Annotated in this window: 18 protein-coding genes and 1 pseudogene; 7 read left to right on the top strand and 12 right to left on the bottom strand. The window is 40.0% G+C overall.

Translation table 11 applies throughout. The features are described 5' to 3' along the window. The first annotated feature begins 4 nt into the window (after positions 1-4). On the top strand, positions 5-1,312 hold the full coding sequence (locus H6G08_RS18950) for a hybrid sensor histidine kinase/response regulator (protein ID WP_190545701.1): 1,308 nt from the start codon (positions 5-7) through the stop codon (positions 1,310-1,312). 126 nt (positions 1,313-1,438) lie between these two features. Here the strand turns inward: H6G08_RS18950 and H6G08_RS18945 are convergent, their stop codons facing one another. Then, positions 1,439-2,221, bottom strand: coding sequence for a TspO-related membrane protein (locus tag H6G08_RS18945; protein WP_190545699.1), 783 nt, complete (start codon positions 2,219-2,221; stop codon positions 1,439-1,441). 187 nt (positions 2,222-2,408) lie between these two features. Here H6G08_RS18945 and H6G08_RS18940 point away from each other — a divergent pair, with 187 nt between their 5' ends. After that, positions 2,409-3,740 (top strand): leucine-rich repeat domain-containing protein, encoded by a 1,332-nt coding sequence (locus H6G08_RS18940; RefSeq protein ID WP_190545697.1) that lies wholly within the window; start codon positions 2,409-2,411, stop codon positions 3,738-3,740. A gap of 612 nt (positions 3,741-4,352) precedes the next feature. Here the strand turns inward: H6G08_RS18940 and H6G08_RS18935 are convergent. The 8 genes from H6G08_RS18935 to H6G08_RS18905 form a co-directional block, all read right to left on the bottom strand. Then, positions 4,353-5,618 (bottom strand): glycosyltransferase, encoded by a 1,266-nt coding sequence (locus H6G08_RS18935; RefSeq protein ID WP_190545695.1) that lies wholly within the window; start codon positions 5,616-5,618, stop codon positions 4,353-4,355. An 83-nt stretch (positions 5,619-5,701) separates the two neighbouring features. Continuing rightward, positions 5,702-6,961 (bottom strand): glycosyltransferase family 2 protein, encoded by a 1,260-nt coding sequence (locus H6G08_RS18930; protein ID WP_190545693.1) that lies wholly within the window; start codon positions 6,959-6,961, stop codon positions 5,702-5,704. Positions 6,962-6,974: 13 nt separating this feature from the next. Further along, the gene (locus H6G08_RS38220) at positions 6,975-7,103 is read right to left on the bottom strand and encodes a hypothetical protein (protein WP_277877840.1); all 129 of its coding nucleotides are present in this window, start codon (positions 7,101-7,103) and stop codon (positions 6,975-6,977) included. Beyond that, a complete protein-coding gene (locus H6G08_RS18925; RefSeq protein WP_190545691.1) occupies positions 7,100-8,329 on the bottom strand; it encodes a glycosyltransferase family 2 protein in 1,230 nt (409 codons plus the stop codon). Before H6G08_RS18925 ends, H6G08_RS38220 begins: the two co-directional genes overlap by 4 nt. A gap of 51 nt (positions 8,330-8,380) precedes the next feature. Beyond that, the gene (locus H6G08_RS18920; RefSeq protein WP_190545689.1) at positions 8,381-8,854 is read right to left on the bottom strand and encodes a DUF2141 domain-containing protein; all 474 of its coding nucleotides are present in this window, start codon (positions 8,852-8,854) and stop codon (positions 8,381-8,383) included. 318 nt (positions 8,855-9,172) lie between these two features. After that, positions 9,173-10,177 (bottom strand): NAD-dependent epimerase/dehydratase family protein, encoded by a 1,005-nt coding sequence (locus H6G08_RS18915; RefSeq protein WP_190545687.1) that lies wholly within the window; start codon positions 10,175-10,177, stop codon positions 9,173-9,175. 106 nt (positions 10,178-10,283) lie between these two features. After that, positions 10,284-11,462 (bottom strand): ABC transporter permease DevC, encoded by a 1,179-nt coding sequence (gene devC / locus H6G08_RS18910; protein WP_190545685.1) that lies wholly within the window; start codon positions 11,460-11,462, stop codon positions 10,284-10,286. A 184-nt stretch (positions 11,463-11,646) separates the two neighbouring features. Further along, positions 11,647-12,852, bottom strand: a complete 1,206-nt coding sequence (locus tag H6G08_RS18905; protein WP_190545683.1) for an ABC exporter membrane fusion protein — start codon at positions 12,850-12,852, stop codon at positions 11,647-11,649. Between the two features lie 1,050 nt (positions 12,853-13,902). On the opposite strand from H6G08_RS18905, the gene H6G08_RS18900 reads away from it, so the two are divergent. Further along, a complete protein-coding gene (locus H6G08_RS18900; protein WP_190545681.1) occupies positions 13,903-15,228 on the top strand; it encodes a ParB/RepB/Spo0J family partition protein in 1,326 nt (441 codons plus the stop codon). A gap of 61 nt (positions 15,229-15,289) precedes the next feature. Here the strand turns inward: H6G08_RS18900 and H6G08_RS18895 are convergent, their stop codons facing one another. Both H6G08_RS18895 and H6G08_RS38730 read right to left on the bottom strand, forming a co-directional pair. Continuing rightward, positions 15,290-15,694: a hypothetical protein gene (locus tag H6G08_RS18895; protein WP_190545679.1), complete on the bottom strand. Its 405-nt coding sequence runs from the start codon at positions 15,692-15,694 to the stop codon at positions 15,290-15,292. A 417-nt stretch (positions 15,695-16,111) separates the two neighbouring features. Continuing rightward, positions 16,112-16,240: pseudogene (locus H6G08_RS38730) on the bottom strand (hypothetical protein); the annotation flags it as partial. Between H6G08_RS38730 and H6G08_RS38815 the strand changes: the two are divergent. The 3 genes from H6G08_RS38815 to H6G08_RS18880 all read left to right on the top strand — a co-directional run bounded on the left by H6G08_RS38815 (position 16,223) and on the right by H6G08_RS18880 (position 17,101). Further along, positions 16,223-16,540 carry a TerD family protein gene (locus tag H6G08_RS38815; protein ID WP_242046202.1) on the top strand — a complete coding sequence of 106 codons (318 nt, stop codon included), beginning with the start codon at positions 16,223-16,225 and terminating at the stop codon, positions 16,538-16,540. The pseudogene H6G08_RS38730 and the gene H6G08_RS38815 overlap by 18 nt on opposite strands. A gap of 136 nt (positions 16,541-16,676) precedes the next feature. Further along, a complete protein-coding gene (locus H6G08_RS18885) occupies positions 16,677-16,874 on the top strand; it encodes a hypothetical protein (protein WP_190545677.1) in 198 nt (65 codons plus the stop codon). Positions 16,875-16,900: 26 nt separating this feature from the next. Beyond that, on the top strand, positions 16,901-17,101 hold the full coding sequence (locus H6G08_RS18880) for a hypothetical protein (protein WP_190545675.1): 201 nt from the start codon (positions 16,901-16,903) through the stop codon (positions 17,099-17,101). 287 nt (positions 17,102-17,388) lie between these two features. Here H6G08_RS18880 and H6G08_RS36930 read toward each other — a convergent pair whose 3' ends face one another. Beyond that, entirely contained in the window at positions 17,389-17,586 is a 198-nt protein-coding gene (locus H6G08_RS36930) for a hypothetical protein (RefSeq protein ID WP_199322653.1), read from the bottom strand. Between the two features lie 1,264 nt (positions 17,587-18,850). Between H6G08_RS36930 and H6G08_RS18870 the strand changes: the two genes are divergently transcribed. Then, on the top strand, positions 18,851-19,129 hold the full coding sequence (locus H6G08_RS18870) for a hypothetical protein (RefSeq protein WP_190545674.1): 279 nt from the start codon (positions 18,851-18,853) through the stop codon (positions 19,127-19,129). Positions 19,130-19,370 lie beyond the last annotated feature (241 nt).

Genomic DNA, 19,370 nt, shown 5'->3' with positions numbered 1-19,370 from the left:
TATCATGTCAAATAGTAAAACAAATTCCATTTTAATTGTTGATGATAATAACAACAATATCCGCGTTTTATTTGAGATTCTACATAACTCAGGATTTCAAGTATCTGTAGTTAAAAGTGGAGAAATGGCACTCGAAAAAGTACCATCTATTCAACCAGACTTAATTTTATTGGATGTGATGATGCCGGGGATTGATGGTTTTGAAACTTGTTCTCGTCTGAAAGCTAATAAAAATACTAAAGACATTCCAATTATTTTTATGACTGCTTTGACTGAATTAGAAAATAAAATTAAAGGATTGCAATTAGGCGCAGTAGACTACATTACTAAACCAATTCATGTAGAAGAAGTTCTCGCTCGTGTTAACGTTCACTTATCATTAATAAATACCCAAAATAACCTATTAGAAGAAATTTCCGAGCGCCGACAGGCTGAAGCCAAACTTCAGCAAACTCTGACTGAATTAAAACAAACCCAGACTCAACTAATCCAAAGTGAAAAAATGTCTAGTTTGGGTCAGATGGTTGCGGGTATAGCTCACGAAATTAATAACCCAATTAATTTTATTTACGGTAATATTAACTATGTGAATGAATATACAAATAATTTATTGACGATTATTAATATTTATCAGCGAATTTATCCTGAATATCATCCAGAATTAGCAGCAATAGCGGAAGCAATCGACTTAGAATTTATTGTTGATGATTTACAGAGACTCCTACTTTCAATGAAAATAGGTGCAGAAAGAATTAGCAATATTGTGCTTTCATTACGTAACTTTTCGCGTATGGATGAAGCAGAATTTAAAGCTGTGGATATTCATCAAGGAATTGAAAGTACATTAATGATTTTGCAATACCGTTTAAACGATAAACCAGAACACCTAGCAATTGAAGTAATTCGTGATTATGGTAAATTACCTCTTGTTGAATGCTATGCAGGACAACTGAATCAAGTTTTTATGAATATCTTGCTAAATGCAATTGATGCTTTAGAAGCAAATAATAACCAGCCAGAATCGCAGCAGATAAAAGCAAATTCTCAGCAAATTAAAATTCGTACTTTTCTCGATAATTCACAACAGATAACAATTGCGATCGCAGATAATGGATTAGGAATTCCCGAAGAGGTAAAAAACCGCATCTTTGACCCCTTTTTTACTACCAAAGCAGTAGGACAAGGTACAGGTTTAGGCTTGGCGATTAGCTATCAAATCATCACTCAAAAGCATGGCGGTACATTAGAATGTAATTCAACTCCTGGAGAAGGAAGCGAATTTATTATTAAAATTCCTGTACAACAAAGTTAATTTGTCAATAGTCAATAGTCAATAGTCAATAGTCAATAGTCAATGGTCATTTGTGAATTTTGATTGATTTAAATAAGATAAATTATGTAGGGTGTGTTGTCGCGTAGCGCAACGCACCGCAAAAAATTAATTAATGGATTGTTTTACGTATTTGATTATAGTAATTACAACAAGCGCAATTACCAAAGCTATTGCTACATTTCTCAGTATAGGGTTATTCCAGTGCTTGACAGCGATCGCTAAAATTGCCCACACTGTTACACCCACATAAGCAATATCTCGACGCTGAATCACAATTGTAGCCGCAATTGCAGATGCGATCGCTAACAGCATTACAGTCCAGGATTCCGCAGAAATACCCCACCCGTTCCAATTTTGGAAATATAAAGCACAAGCTACATTGACAATAGTTGCAACGCTAATCCAACCCAGATAAATGCTAATAGGTGCATAAAGATACCATTTTTTCTGCCGCGAGACATGCTGATTGCCAATATTTAACCGCAAGTAAATAGCAATGAGAGGTAGCAAAATTAACAACATGGCGATAACGGATAAAACAAACAGCCGAGAGAGAAACAGGTATACCCAAATACTTTGAGCAATGGAAGCAATTACCAGTAAATATCCTGTATTGCGTAAATCTGCATCTTCCTTCTGACTGGGGAGAAATTGATAAATTCCCAAAGCAAATAAACCAAGGTAAATCAATCCCCAAATAGCAAAAGCATAGTTAGCAGGAATAATCGAGACATTTTTAAACAAAGTATTGGAAATTTGCCCAATACTCAGACCATTTAACGGAAAAATGTTAGATATGACATTGACCACAAAAGCGCCGATAATAGCCGCTAAGGTTGCCAATTGACGAATAAAATCACGGTTATTGCCTTGAGTTGACTGTTGCATGAGATGGATGGCTAACTCAATATATCTTTAGCTTATAGTTCTTTAGCAGAGTGCAATGTGCGATCGCCTTTTTGTGGCATAACTGTTATGTTAATTTTGAGGTAGAGCCTACAGAAATACAGTTCGATAATGCAAAATCGACGATTTTCTAGGCAAATGAACTTTAGTATATGTTGAAAATTTGGCAGTGACTTTATCAGTAGAATTTCTAGTAGCCTTGGTTAAAAATAATCTTTGGACACCAGAACAAGGATTAGCTTATGTACTAAAAAACCTAGAACCACAGCCAAAAGTAAAAGCTGTGACTGAGTTAGTCAACTATTTGCCAGCAAATTTAACAATAACAGCACTTTCAGAAGCACTCACGGCTGTAAACTTCATTGAGTATGATTCCGATCGGGCCTATACCTTAATTCCTTTACTAGAAAAACTATCTAGTGAGTTGTTACCAGAAGCACTTAAAGTTATTTGCTTAATTCAGGAAGAGAGATATCGCGCTGAAGCCTTGAATGCTTTCGCAGCAAAAGTACCCGATGATTTGTTAGCAGCCACAGTCACCGCCGCGCGATCGCTTAAAGATGGGTATGCTCTCGGTTATGCTTTGAATGGCTTAACAGACAAACTGCCAGAGGTATTGTCAGAAGCACTCAGCGCCGTAGCCTTAACTCAGTCTGATTACGATCGCGCTACTGTCTTGATAGCTTTATCAGAGAAACTACCGCCAGAGTTGTTACCTGAAGCACTTAATGCTGCTAAAGAGATTGAGTCCGATGATCAACGCGGTAATGCTTTAAGAGCTTTAGCCAAGAAACTGCCACCTGAGTGTTTAAAAGCAGCAGTAAAAATTGCCCGCTCAATTAAAAATAAAAGCGATCGCGTCTTTACTTTAATAGTTTTAGCAGAAAAGCAGCCAGAACTCTTGCCAGAAATACTCTCCACCGCACGCTCAATTAAAAATCATCGCGATCGCGCCACTGCTTTAACAGTCTTAGCAGAAAAACTGCCAGAACTATTGCCAGAAGCAGTTTTAGCTGCACGCGCAATTAAAGATGCGTTTTATCGTGCCTATGCCTTGATGTCCATAGGCATGAAACTGCCAGAAGTATTGCCAGAAGTACTTATAGCTACGCGCTTACTTGAGTATGGCAGATATCACGCTGAGTTATTGAGAGAATTAGCAGAGTACCTACCAGAGGTATTACCAGAAGCAGTCACTGCTGCTTGCAGAGTTAGAGATGATGAATGTTGTGCCTATGCTTTAAGTGGATTAGTCGAAAAATTGACACCTGATTTACTGGAAGAAGCAGTCACAGGCGCACGCGCAATTGAAGATGAAAGATTTCGTGCCTATGCCTTGATTGCCTTAGCAGAGCAATGGCCAGAAGTTTGGCCGGAAGCCATTGCTGCCGCCCGCTTCACGATTGAGAATAAAGAATGCCGCGAATATGCTTTGAGAGTTTTACCAGATAAGTTGCCACCAGAGTTGTTACAAGAAGCACTTGTCTTTATGAATGTATAAATTCTGCGTTCATTGGTGTCAACTTAACGCAAAACCTGGTTACCACAAGGAACTGAAGTTCCTTGCTCATAGGCAAAGTCATCTCAAGATGACTAAATATTCTCAAAGTGTTGAGTCTACTATTGAGTCTACTTTAGTAGACTTGGGCTATTAGCCTGAGAATAAATTCTCAGGCGAGTGAGAAAGCTAAGACAGAGGCTATTTATACCAATTAAGTTGACACCTATGCCCCCTTAATTGGTATAAAAAAATTTCTCTCGCTTACCCGACGTACCGCCCGCAGGCTGAAAGCCTGGGGCTATCGTTACAAAGCCCACCTTTGTGGGCTAAAGAAAAAAGCCCACCTTTGTGGGCTTCGTGTGATTAGCCGCACCCTTCTAGGGTGACGGCGGTTTATTGGGTAAGCGACGGGTTGGGGATGAAGACAAAACTTTGCAACCAAAAGGGTTTCACGTTGACACCAATGTGCCATGCCCCTACCTGCATACCTTATGCTGAAAAATTCATATTTGTGATGCTTGGCCTCGTCTGCTGATAAATTGAGACGGAGTCTCACGATTTTAGCTCCCACGCAGAGCATGGGAGCTAGATAAAATCAGAAAAGCGATCGCTTTATTTAATGTTGGCTGTTGCTTTGGTTGATAAAGTCACAAGTTGATAAAGTTTTTCTTCAAACTTTTCCATACAAGCTGACCAATCATATTCTAAAATTGATGGGCGAGCGTTTTGGCTCATTGTTGCTTTCAGTTCGGGATTTTGCAGAATTTCAATGACTTTATTCGCAAAATCTGCGGGGTTATTTGGTTCAGCTAAAAAGCCGTTGTGTCCGGGAGTAACTTGTTCTGTAGTTGAGGGTGCAAAAGCTGCAACTACAGGAGTACCAGAAGCTAATGCTTCATTATTTGTGGTACAGAAGTTTTCGGTAACAGAAGGGTTAATAAATACATCGGCTCTAGCAAACCAGCCTAACAATTCTGTACCGTGAGATTCTCCCCAAATTGTAATTCCCGATTGATACTTTTGGGCACGCTGGCGAATTTGTTCGTCTGAGGGGCCGCTACCGACAATTACTAAATGTACGTCAGGAATTTTGGCAGCAATTAAAGGAAATGCATCAATTAATTGAGTAACATTCTTTTCGGCGGTGATGCGTCCAACAAATAGTAAAGTTGGTCTGTTATCGTTGGGAATAGGGTTGTAAGAAATATTCCGGGGATGGAATTTTTCGCAATCAATACCTTGATAGGGAACGTATTCACTACGCTGACATTGCAATTTTTCGTATTTAATTAACTGTTCCCGTGATGGAAATAAGTTAACAGTATAAGCATCGCTGACTTGCTTGACTATTAGGGGAATGATAGGACGCAGCAAGTTAAAGAAGAAACTTCCTAAGTAATATTTGATATAAGCAACGATATCTGTATGGAATACTGAGATAATCGGAGTACCTGTTTGCTTGGCGTATTTCACTCCTACAGCACGACCGTAACCTTGCAAAAAGGCTGAGTAAACTCCTCGCATTTGGGCTGATTCTTCCACGACAATAATATCAGGTTGAAAGTTGAGGAGTAATTTAGTATCGCTCCAGTGTTTGTAATTTAATGGTTGGGGGAGAGATTTGTAGAAAATTAGCGGTTCGGTAGGGAAAGCGTAAGAAGAAAAGTTAGGATATGTCTGTAACTCTTCTAATCCTGGCATGGGACGATTCCCTACTTGCTTAGGATATTTATCGTTAATTTCTGGGTGAATGAGAAAAACTTCATGTCCTTGCTGGAGTAACCAGCGAACGCGCTGATGAACGGCGACGGAAACGCCTGTGAGAAAAGGGGCGTATAATCCGGTGAATAAGGCAATCCGGAGGGGTTGTTTTTTCATGATATAAGGATCTTTTTAAGAAAATTGCTGGTTTTGATTTGCGGATTTACGCAGGATTTTTCACGCAGAGACGCAGAGAAGAGTTAAAGGGAGATTTTGCGATCGCTCGGTTGGTCTAAAATTTTGTAAGGGCGATAATCTAGGAGTTGTAGATTCCAAGGCCCTTTGATTTCATAGGTGATACCGCGCCATTTAACGGTTGGCATCCAAAAAGATGACAGCATGGCTACAGCGTAAACCCATTGAGTAAAAGGAAGCGCAAAGTAAATTTTGATGATTGTGGCGAGTGAGAGTTTGCTGGCGGTTTCACCATGACGGCGGATTACTGGCTGTATTTGTGTTTCTAAAGTCAGTAACACCAAGAGAAGTCCGAAAATATAGCCGCCATAGCAAGTTAAGCTGAAAATCGCAGTTTGCCATTGTTGGGTGAATAAGGCAAATAACCCTAAAAGTGCGATCGCATTTGGCAGTAATATAGTTAAAATCGTGTCACCAACTACAGCCAACCACCAAGGATGATACAAACGCGATGCGAGTAATTGCCGTTTCAGCCAGTAGCTTAAGCTTGGTAAATCAGTCTCTTCCCGATTGAGCATAATCAGCGAAGGTACAAATTTTACCTTAAACTTATTCTTACCCAAGACACTACGCATCATAGTATCTTCGCCAAAAGCCTTACTCCATTTCTCTACAAGTCCAGTTTGGTGTAGCACTTGGGTTTTTACCGCCAAAGTTCCCCCCCAAGGAATCCCGTAGAGATACATCTGCACAACTGCGGAGACATTCCAAATGTAGCGCACCAAGGAACCCCAATATTTACCTGTGGGTAAGTACCAACGGTTACCTGTTGTCGCCCCAACTTGTGGATTAGCTAAAGGACTAACCAATTCCCTCAGCCAATGGGGATGAACCACAGTATCAGCATCGACTAAAGCAATCACTTCATAAGAAGCGTCTAATTCTGACACTGCTTGCACCAAAGAACTGCATTTGAGACTACAATTTTTGCGAATGAATCTCAACGGACTAATATCAACATTAGTAGCGCCCAATTCTTGGATAGTATCAGTCGCAATTTTCCAAGCTGGGTCTTCTTTGCGGTCAACAATCAGCTTCAGATTGTACTCAGGATAATCTTGATTGAGTAAAGCACGCAAACAATGAGGTAAAAATGGATCTGCACCCCTCAAGCAAAGAACAATTGCAGTTTTAGGTAACTTCTCATCTGGCAATATTTTGCTCTGGTTAAACCGCAGATTCCACAAAAAAATCAAACTTAACAAGACTTGAATGGCCAGCCAACCCAGTAAAACCTGAGACAGCAACACCGCCAAATCATTCATGCTGGGTCACCTTTTAGTCATTGGGCATTGGGCATGGGGCATTGGGCATGGGGCATTGGGCATGGGGCATGGGGCATTGGGCATGGGGCATGGGGCATGGGGCAGACGCGATGAATCGCGTCTCTACAATTTGCCTCCTCAACTCCGGCGAAAGGGCTTATACTCCTCTAGCCGCACATTCCAAGCGCTGAAGATGCGATAATTGATACCGCGCCATGTAATTGTGGTCATGCCTAAGGTAGACAATAGCCCTAACCCGTAGATCCATTGAGTTAGGGGGATACCGATTAACAGTTTAAAGATTGTGGTAAAGGTAATGGGGACGATGGGTTGCAAGCGATCGCGCGTCATTTGCTGTACGCCATGCTCTAAAATTAACATCAGCCACAGTAGTCCTACGGTATAGCTGACGTAACAGCCTAACAACATTTTAAAATTTTCCCATTGCCCGGTGAATGATGTCCAAATTAAAGACATCAACACCAAAGTAGGTATGATAATGCTAGAAATGGTATCGCCAATAATCGCTGAGGGTTGGGGGTGATAAAGTCGAGAAGCAATTACTTGACGCTGAATTTGATTTTTTAAACCAGATAAATCGCTTTCTTCCCGATTTACCATGAATAAGCTAGGGACAAACTTCACCCGCAGCTTATGTTTGCGTAAGACGCTACCAATCAAAATGTCTTCGCACAAAGCGAGACTCCATTTATTTAACAGTCCTGTTTGCTGAATTACTTCGGTTTTTATCGCCAAACTTCCGCCCCAAGGCATCCCAAACAGGTACTTTTGGATAACTAGAGATACATTAGATATATAAGGTACTAAAGACCACCAATATTTACCTCTAGGCAAATACCAACAGCTACCACTAGTTGCGCCGACTTTGGGATGGGCTAGGGGATTGACTAATTCCCGCAGCCAGTTAGGATGAACTACACTGTGACTATCTACCAAGGCGACGACTTTATAAGAGTCATCCAATTCTGAGACAGCTTGAACTAAAGAACTGCACTTGAGACTACAATTATTGCGGACATTGCGCAAAGGACTAATTTCAACATTGGTTACGCCTAGCGCTTGCACTGTATCAACAGCAACATTCCAAGCCGGGTCATCTTGATGATCGACAACAATCTTTAGCTCATATTGGGGATAATTTTGTTGCAATAATGCCCGTAAACATTGCCTTAGATAGGGGTCGGCTCCACGCAAACAGAGGATTACTGCAGTTTTGGGTAACTGGTCATCTGGTAACAAGTTTTTTTGATTGGAGTATAAAGACAGTAAATATACTAGGGTGAGAATTACTTGAATAACTAGCCAACCTAGCAACGAGTTACACAGAAACTTATCCAAATCTGGCATTAATTTTAGAGCCTCCCGTAGGGGCGGGATTTCCCCGCCCTTGACTTGATATTATGGATCGAGGGAATATTTCACAGTGATGTTAATTGTGGTATTTTTATTCAATGCAAAACTAGCGTCGCGGAATTTAGGCGTACCAGTTTGCACAGATACAGTAGGATTTTTAGAAATACCAAAACCTTCTGTAGGTATCCCGAAAAAGTCGCGATTGAGTTTGCGATCGCCATTTTGATCGTCCACAATAGCAACAGCATAATTCCCAGGTTTTAAGCCTGTAAATTGGTGTTTTAAAGTGCTACCTGTGATTTTCTGGCAAGTACTTTTTAATACATCTGTAGTGCTTAAAGGAAATGCTTTGGCTTTGTCTTGAGAGTAAACGCCGATGCAAATTTCACCCTTTTGGCTGCGGATATTATTGACTACGACAGTGAGGGTTTCTGCTGGTGCAGCTTTGACGGTGGGAATTGTGGTGATACTGGCTAAAGTAGCAACAATTAAAGTTGAGATTTGAGACATCTTTAACATAGTTTGCTAGTCTCCTAATTCATAATCGAGTATGAAAACTTTTGCTTGTTTAAGCTTTATTTGTATGTAGTTTTAATAAAAAGAAGATAACGAACCACGTACTCCAAAGGAGAACCCGCAGGGTAGACACGAAGTACGCTAAGAAGAGAAAAGAAAAGAAAAGAAGAGAAGTTAAGGATCTTTGTAGGGGCACGGCGCTAGTAAGATTTTCTAGTTGTGAAATATATTGTGGGTGCCGTGCCCCTACGATATAATCCATCCCAGCCCAACTGAACTGTATTGAGTTAGGGGTGGGCATTACCCACCATATTATGATTGCTACTTCATCAAATTCTGAATGTCTGTTTTCTCCAGCCATTCTTTAGTAATTTGCAAGCCTGCTTCTAGCCCAATTTTAGGACTGTAATTCAATAAATTCTGAGCTTTAGCAATCGAACAAGCGTAGGGACGAGTCATAAAATCTATCGACTCTGGCAGAATATCAGCTTTTTTACGAAATAGCTTTTGTCCTTGAACGCGCAATTTAAGAAATAGTTTGATTTCTTCTTTACCTAAAGACATTGGCGCAGGAGAACCAGATATTTCGGCTAAACGAGTAAAGTACTCTTTCCAAGAGGTTTGTTCGCCGTCTGTAATATTAAAAATTTCCCCGTAGGTTTCTTTTTCGACAGCTAAGAAGATAGCATCAATCAAATTATCAACATATACATGATTGATAATTCCATGTTCATCGCTAGCATAAGCAAATAACTTCTGACGCATAAAATGAACTGGACGCACTACCCAAGGAATACATCCCGGCCCGTAAACATCGCCAGCGCGGATGATAATTACACCAAAATCTGCGGGATTATTTAATGGTAGTAATGCTTGTTCGGCTTCGATTTTGGTTTTGCAGTAAGGGTTGGTTTCGTCGGCTAGGGGTTCAGATTCGCTGACGCGATCGCTATAATTAAACCCATAAACCAAAATACTCGAAAGATGCACAAAAGTCTTGACACCAGCGCTTTTAGCAGCTTTTGCTAAATTAATCGTTCCCTCAACATTAATCTCGCGAAATTCCTTAATTGCACCAGATTCTTGAGCAATTTGGGCTGTATGTAAAACAATATCTACACCTTGACAAGCCTTTTGCACAGTTTTAGCATCGTTCAGATTACCAACAATTACCTCAACGCCCAAAGCTTGTGCTTGCTTATCTTTAACTGCAGAACTTTGCAGTCCTTTAACCTTCATTCCCTTAGCAATAGCCAACTCAGCCGCGCGCCAGCCGATAAATTCATCAATTCCAGTAATCAGAAGAGTTTTGTTTTCCAAGTTCATAAAGCAGAGATGATTGGTGAGTTGTGTAGGGGCGGGGTCTCCCCGCCCTTAGCGGATTGCGGTCTCCCCGCCCTTGATGTGGCGAAAATCTTGATGATGCGAAAATTTAAAAAATATCAGCCGGGTCAGCAGAACGCAGTTTATTAATAGCCAAAGACCCAGAAGTCATACACATTAAAACCGCCGAAATTAACACCAGCACTATATTATTAAAGCTCATCATAATCGGCAGCTTTGTGGCTTTCATGGCAAAATCATAGATAAACACGGATAAAATAAATCCGGGAATAAAACTAAAAATCGCCAAAATAAAAGCTTGTTGAAAGACCACATTTAATAAATAGCTGTTGGGATAACCCATCGCTTTTAATGTGGCATAAGCGACAAATTGAGTAGCAATGTTGCTGTAGAGAATTTGGTAAACAATTACTACCCCAACTACCGAAGCCATTGTCAACATTAAGTTGAGAATAAACCCGATTGGTGTTCTCACAGCCCAATATTGTTTTTCAAAATCAATAAAACCCTGATATGTAAAAACTTGAACATCATTAGGCAATGATTCTTCTAAATTTTTCAGCACTTTATCGGGGTCAGTACCTGGCTTTAAGCTAATGACACCAATATCAATCATTTCTGCGGGGCGAGTATTCGGATTGATGCGCAGAAAAGTTGAATCGCTGACAAGTAAATTACCATCTACCCCAAAGGAAGGCCCTAAGCTAAATAATCCCGCAACTCTAACACGATAACCAACTAAGGAATTAAACGGGAATATTTCAACTGTTTGTTCTTTTTCTCCTTGGTCATATCTTTCAGCAATCGGCCCAAATTCTGGACGCGAATCTCGGTCAAACAGCATCATATCCGGGATTTTTAGTTTATCTAAATTTTCCTCAACTTCGGGAATATTTAAAACAGACCTACCCGGATCGAACCCAATCACATAAATCGAATACTTTTCATTATTGACTGGGTTTTTTAACTTAGCAAATTGCAAATAAATCGGGCTAACAGATTCAACACCATCAAAGCCCAAAGCTTGGTATAAACGAGTGCGAGAAAAGCTTTGATTTGATGTGATAGATTTGTATTGCGAACTAACTAAAAACAAATCTCCACGCAAACTTTGATGTACTGCAGTCGCACTAGAATAAAGTGCATCTTGAAAGCCTAGCTGAATAAACATCAGCAGCACAATAAAAGCAATCCCCGCTACAGCTACCAGAAAACGTACTTTTTGCTGAACTAGCTGTAGCCATGCTAAAGGAATTTTAAAATTCATTCGTTAGTTTTCAGTTGTTAATTGTTAGAGACGCGATTAATCGCGTCTGTACATTTGTCATTTGTCATTCGTCATTCGTCATTGGTCATTTGTCATTTGTCTAACAACTATTGACCATTGACTATTGACTATTGACCATTGACTATTGACCATTGACTATTGACTATTGACCATTGACTATTGACTAAATATGAATCGCCACATCAACTTGCAGGTTGGTAAGTCTTGATACTTTGGCGCTATCTGCGGGATCGTCTATGCAGATTTTGACTTCGACAATTTTGCGATCCGTATCTGCACTGGGGTTAAGGCTGAAGATGCTTTGCTTATCAACTTGCCAACCTACATCTTCTACGGTTCCTTTTAATTTACCCACAATAGCAGGGCTGGTAATGGTCACTTTTTGACCTTTACGCACTTTTTGAATATCAGTTTGGTAAACTTCTGCAACTACATACATCTGCGAAATATTACCTATCTCCGCAAAGCCAGAAGTTGCAATTACTTCGCCTGTTCTGGCGTGAATTTTTAAAACTGTGCCGTCAATGGGCGATTTAATGTAAGTTAAATCTTGATCGGCTTTTGCTTGTTTAACAGCAGTTTGCGCACTTCTGACTTCTGTTTGCGCTAATTCTACATCTACAGAACGTACTTCTTTAACGCTGTTAAGTTGCGATTTTGCTTGCTGAATTTGGCTTTGGGCTGTGTCTCGAGTACGCTTTAAGGCGGCTTCGGCTTCTTCGAGTTGCTGTTGTGTAGTTTTGAGTTGCAGGGCTTTGCTATCGGCTACGGAAGCTGCGATCGCACCTTGCTGGTACAATTTCTGATAGCGATCGTTCTCAGTTTTGGCATTTTCTACTTGCGCCTTAATTCTAGCAATTGTCGCTTCTTGCGCTGCTACATCGCCTTTTAACTGAGATTCTAACCGCACAATCGCTGCTTTTTGCGCGTCAATATCTCCCGTTTTTGCACCAGCTTTTACCTGGGCTAATTGGGCTTTAGCAACTTGCAATTTATCTAAAGCTTGTTGTAAAGCAGCCGTAGCCCGGTTGTAATCTTCTAGGTAAGCTAAAAGTTGTCCAGCTTGTACCTTTTCACCTTCTTTAATTAACAGTTTTTCAACTCGCACACCGTTAATAGAATTAGGTGCAGATAAATAAGTAATTTCACCTTCTGGTTGTAAGCGTCCTAAAGCAGTGATCGCAACTTTTGCTGGGGCAACCTTTTGTGGCGTTTCTGTTGGGCGAGTGTAAAAATTAGAGCGATAGAATAATCTTGATAAAGCGAAAAAAGACGCTAGCCCAGCAGCAACGACTACAGAAACTCCTACAACTATTTGCCACTTTTGTACGGGCTGTTTGAATAATGGGCTTTCCTTGTTTACTGCCATATTTTTATTCCGATGGTGCTGAGTAGGGATAAGTTAAAAGTTTGTCATTGGTCATTTGTCATTGGTCATTTGTTATGAGAATTACCAAAGATTGACAGAATGACTGAAATTAAATTACTGACACGCTATTTGTAGTTAAGAAATCAAGTGGAAATCCTATGAATTATTGAGAGGAAACTTAGCCAATTTTTTTGTTAAATAAATGGCAAGAATGAATTTTGAAATAATACCCAGGAAATAAATTAGGACTGACACAGTGTCAGATATTTTTCATGCTTTTTATCAATGGTCAATAGTTCATAGTCCAAAAACCTAAATTTTGACCATTGACTTTTGACTTTTGACCACCCTTGTGAGGGTTTTTATGTTCGGTGTGTAAGTCCTATAAGTCACCCGTGAGAGGTGATTTTACTCCTCAATCTTCAAACGGAAATCAATAGGATAAGTCTGATTAGCTGTATGCGATTGATTACACTTTGCAAGAACAGAAAAATTACTCTTTTCTAGAATTAAATTACCCTGGTGTTACTAATAAAATTCTTAGTTTTCTTGTTTACATCTAGCACAGTAAATACTCTAAGAATTTAGTAGCATTATTAATACAAAAATTTCTCCAATAATGCAGCGACTATCTAAATAACTTAAAAAACTAGGATAAAGCTTTGTTAAAGTATTGCAAAAACCCTTTAGCTTGTCAACCAGTTTTCGCCGTTATAATTAATGTTTCAATGCCCACAATCTCTGCAAGAAAATGCTGAGAAAATAGCGAATATATACTAAGTAATTCTCCTCAGTTAATTCTCAAAGATGATAATCAATCAACCGACTTTACTATTATCAATCGATAATCGTGAAGTCATTTGTGTACCATAAAACATTATTAGAAAATGGGCATGGGGCGTAGGGGACAAAGGGGGACAAGGAGGACAAGAAAGAGTCATCAATGACCATTGACTATTGACCATTGACCATTGACTAAACACCCCTTGACTGTTGAGATGTTAATGCTATGGTTGGTGTTTTAACTGGCTGCACTGAACTACAGTAATTATGCCTATTGTGCCCATAAATCAAATTCTCGTTGGTTGTAACCGCCGTCCGATTAAGGGTGAGAAGGTTGATGAGTTGAAGGAATCAATTAGGGCTAATGGTCTGTTAAACCCGATTACGGTGGATCAAAAGCTAAATTTGATTGCAGGATTGCATCGGTTGACGGCTTGTAAGCTGTTGGGTTTGGATGCAATTGAGTGTAATATTGTGACTTACCAATATGCAGAACAGGCTCGTTTAGCGGAAATTGACGAGAATTTAATCCGCAATGAGCTAGAACCGCTAGAGCGTTCGGAGTTATGGTTAGAACGCGATCGCATTTTAGAACGCATGGGACTGCGAGCAAAGGTAGGAGATAATCAACATACCCTCAAAGCTGGTGAAATCATTTCACCACCTCTCAAACGAACTGTGGAGTTAGCTAAGGAAGCTGGCTATTCTGAGCGCACTTTTCAGCATGGAAAGCAGATTGCCAAGGGAATTCACCCCGATGTCAAACAAATGATTAAGGGAACTGCGATCGCGGAAAGTCCCACAGCATTATTAAAAATAGCTAGAGCTGGAAGTCAAGAACGTGCTGTAGCCGAAGCCGCACAACAAGCTGGAGAATTAGCTCAAGCACAGGGAAATCTGAAAGAAGTTGAGCTTCAAGCTAAATTGCTGGCTGAGGCGCAAAATAAGCAGAAAGAATTACAGATTTTAGCCTATAACAGTGCTTTAGCAGAAAAAGAAGCTAAATTACTGCAAAAGAAAAGCCAGAGTCAACCAGAGAAAGCGAGGGAATTTAACCCAGCACTAAAGGTGACAGTGGGCGATGAATGGATGTTAGGACGGCATTTAGTATATTGTGGGGATACGGCAGAGCAAGACTTTCTGAACTTGCTACCCTCAGATGCAGCATTAGCGATCGCTACTGTTTCCCCTAGTTGGAATCATAATTACTTGGCTGAGGAAGCGCGGGTTGTGGCGGTATTGCGATCGCAAGGGCAAATTTACGAATTTTACAAGCGTAATCAAATGCCTTTTCAGTATGAATTAATATTAGGAAATATCTACGTAGGGATTTTTTCACATCAGTCTTTATCCCAGCCACAAACAGCAATTAATATTGAAGGTATAGAAGGAATTGTTAATTACTTAATTAATTTATATACCAGTCCCAATAATTTTGTCATTGCGCCGTTTATGGGGAATGGGGAAGTTCTCATTGCTTGCGAACGCATGGGGCGAATCTGTTTTACTGGCGATGAAAATGAGGAGTTGATTAGCCGAGGAATTGGGCGTTGGGAGAAATGGACAGGAAAGCGAGGTCAGAAAATGGGGTAATCAATCTCTTTCCCATGCCCCATGCCCCATGCCCCATGCCCATTTTCAAGCTAGTCTCATTCTATTCGCTAATAGTCTCAACCTTATTATTATCTGATGCTTGTTGGGCAACATTTTTCCGGCGGCTCGACCTCATTTTACGAACGCGATCGCTTTCTCTGACACCACCTGCTGTTTCATATTGACGGCTATCTGTGCCATACTTAATAGCAATTAGCATTAGCATCTTTTGAGAAAGTTTAGCCAGATTTTTTTCCATCTCTTCAACTTCAGTTAAAGAAGAATCAGCTAAAGATAGAGCATTATTATGAATCTCAAGTTTATTACGTAACTGTTCTATTGACTCCAGCAGTTTTTCCAGACTATACTCATCATCCAGTTTCAGATTTGGATCGATCAATTTTATTCCGGCGGCTCTTGACTCAACTTTTGCTAAAACGCTGGATTTACGTTTTTTGCGACTCATAAATGTGCCCTGATAAAATACTTATAAACATAGCTTGCCTTAATTAAATCGAAATCTGGTTCAGTATAAATAGCAATTTTTAAACGGACAAATTTCAGCTAATATTCGGTAATATTTCGGTGTCTAATACCAATTCAAATAGTGTTGACGACACATCAATATATGATAGAAGGCAAGGCATTGCCCATTGGTGTTAAATTAAGTTCTCTCACTTACCCAAAGTACCGCCCGCAGGCTGTAAGCCTGGGGCTAACGCTACAAAGCCCACCTTTGTGGGCTAAGAAAATTTAGCCCACAAAGGTGGGCTTTGTTCAATTAGCCGCACCCTTCGAGGGTGACGGCGGTTTATTGGGTAAGCGAGGGGTTGGGAGTGAGGATAAAAGCTTGTCAACCAAAAGGTTGCACGTTAAGTTGAAATTAATGACCATTGTCTTGCCCCAATAATCGGTCACATTCTTTTTTCAAATTAGTATAATTGCTCATCTTAAGAAGCCAATAGAGAGGAAACTTAGGAAAGCCGCTATTGAGTTGAGCAAAGCCACTATTGAGTTGAGCAAAGCCACTACTGAGTTAAGGAAAGCCACTATTGAGTTGAGCAAAGCCACTATTGGGTTAAGGAAAGCCACTATTGGGTTAAGGAAAGCCACTATTGAGTTGAGAATAGCCGCTATTGAGTTGAGCAAAGCCGCTATTGAGTTGAGCAAAGCCACTATTGAGTTGAGCAAAGCCACTATTGGGTTAAGGAAAGCCACTATTGAGTTGAGAATAGCCGCTATTGACTTAACGATAGTGGCTTTTGTTATTGGCGAATTTGCGATCGCCATCAATATTCTCAGATGTAATTAACATTATCGTAGGGGCGGGGTTTCCCCGCCCTTATGCGACATTCTCAAAACAAACGCGATCGCCTGGCATTTTTACGGAATTTAGGCTAAAAAGTTTGTATTATCTCAAATAACCTGCCACGCCCACACAGCCGACTATGGAATTAAATCTCCGCTTCCCAGAGAATAATCAGGTCATTGTAACATTTGATGGGCAAGAAACTGAGAGGCTGGATTTTGCCTCACCGTTGAGTGCAGCAGACAGAGAAGAGATTCGCTGGTACTTAGAAACTTATGCGGCACATTACACTACGGATGTAGACGATAAACGGGCGGAAGGGATAGCAAAAAACTGAATCGGCAAAAAGTGGGGTTAATTGTTTTGTCTGCCTGTCAGTCGGCGGCGATGGGTGGCGAAGATGGAGAGGATGCAATGGGTAGTGTAGCCGCTAGGTTAACCCATGCAGGTATTCCCAAGTCAAAAATAGCGCTTCTGGTGTTAGATGCAAAACAAAATTATATCGTCGCCTGTAGGGGCATCGGCACTGCCGTGCCCTTAAGACTGTGTGGACTCAACCGATAACCCCTATAAAGTTTGCGACACATCAATTATTCTAGAGGGCAAGAGGGCAAGGCATTGCCTTGCCCCTACAATCTGCCGCATTTTTTTTCAAAATTAGATAATCCCAATTCAAAAATAGCGCTTGTGGTGTTAGATGCAAAACAAAATTATATCGTCGCCTGTAGGGGCATCACTGCCGTGCCCTTAAGACTGTGTGGACTCAACCGATAACCCCTATAATATTTGCTCATGTTGGGTTTCACTTCGTTCAACCCAACCTACACCCGCGCCTTTGCGTGATGCAAAATTCATTTATTATCCACTTCCACAGAATAATCTTCACAAAAAGCTTTCAACCCAATATGAATAATAATCACCGTTACCGCCACAACTAAAAGAGATAACGCATCCCCCGAAACACCCATCGTTACCAATACTGCACCCAAGCGTTCCAGAGCATCCTTATTATCCAAATCACCCCATTTCTGCCACTGCTTATTCAGCATTCCCCCCTCTTGGCATAAATCACTTTTAGCAGCTCGTCCAAATTTCTGCAAAAAACTCCGAGAATTTTCTTGTGTAACTTGTGTAATTGCTGCCGTTTATTTTACCAACAATTTTTCATCTGAAATTTTATCCTCTCCTTGTTTTTGCTCTGCATCTGGAGCAGAGCGCAGTTCTATTAACTGGCGGTCAATTTCGGCAGAGAGGGCAGTAATTTCCTCAGGGGTAAAGATGCTATTAATTACTGATTTGCAAGAGAACTCTGTTAAAAATAATCATGGAGTAGTATAGTATCACCCTTCACTTACCTAATAAACCGCCGTCACCCTATAAGGGTGCGGCTAATTGAACATGAGTTTACCTTCGTGGGCTAAGAAAATTTAGCCCACGTTCGTCGAAGACGTTCCCGAAGGGTAGGTGGGCTTTGTAGCGTTAGCCCCAGGCTTACAGCCTGTGGGCGGTCTGTTGGGTAAGCGAGAGAATGTTTGGAACAACATTGAGAGAGTAGTTAAAGATCATAATCTAAACCAATTAAAAACTCTATAAAATTCTGCATTTTATCCTCTCCTTTTCACCCATAAAATCAATTCTAAAATTGTATTTCCCATATCAAATAGTCAATTTATCCTAGCCCCTAGCCCCTAACCCCTAACCCCTGATGTTTACCATGCACTTTAGCAAAATTAAGCTTTGCTTTATATATCACTTATTTATTGTTTAAATTGAATTATCTTGAAAAAACTTCAATTTTTATTGTGGAATTATGATGTTATGTTGAAAAAAATACGGTCAGTACTTCATCTTATCTTTGTACTAATAAGAACGTAATTTATATAACTTATTTATTACGGCGATTATTGTAATTATTATTTAAGCGATATCTAGCCATTAACCCAAGAAATTTAGTGTTGAGTAATTAAAGCACAAGTTGATACTTGGACTTTATGCTTCATCAAAGCTTTTTGTCAGCAACACTCAATTTTCTTCCTTAAATTCCTTTAAATGAACAATTCTGTTTATTTAATTTGTGCTAGTCTTTGTATTAATTCAAGTCTTTAGCTGCGGTAGGTTAATTAGTAATTTTCTTGGGAGCATAAAAGAAAGAAACTAAACCCAATCGCCTTGTTATCACCTTACAAAGACTCGATTTTTGTTTCAATTACTGCATAAATTCGGAGTAAAGGTGAGGTTTTTTCTGTAACGAACTTGTCAACATCTATCGGGCGAATTGCATAAAATACATTATCCTGGAAGCTGAAACTGGCTATGACATTTATCAAAATACAGAACGTTGTCATTAACACCAGCTACGTGGCTGCAATCAACTTAGATAGTCAAACTAGTTTGGGAGAAAAAAGCGTTTCTGTCCTAATAGCTACTCCTAAGTTTCCCTTGCTTCAGTGGGATACAGTTGCTCAAAATCTCTACCATTACGAATGGATTGAATTTACAGGTCAAGCAGCTACGGCGCTTCAAGATTATTTTACGAATTTCAACAACGTTATTGACCTATTGCCACAATATCAAGAGTCTGGCGTTGTCTAGAATTTTTGCAAAATTACGTTCCCTAAAGTTTGAAGGTCAAAGAATGAATATAAATCAGTTTTTAGCCTTAAGCCTTCATTCTTTACATATGGTGTGGTGTTAATTCGCAGAAAAGCATTTAGCTTTTGCAGATAGGATAGCTAGCTGCTGACTACAACAGATAGCTTTCATTATTGCTTAGTCACAGGAAATTACACCAATCATCCAAAATTCAACAAAATATCCAAACTCAAAAACACTA

The organism is Calothrix anomala FACHB-343 (genome assembly GCF_014696435.1).
GTDB lineage: Bacteria > Cyanobacteriota > Cyanobacteriia > Cyanobacteriales > Nostocaceae > Aulosira > Aulosira anomala_A.
Note: the sequence above shows the minus strand (reverse complement) of the source record. Positions and strands in the feature narration are given on the sequence as shown.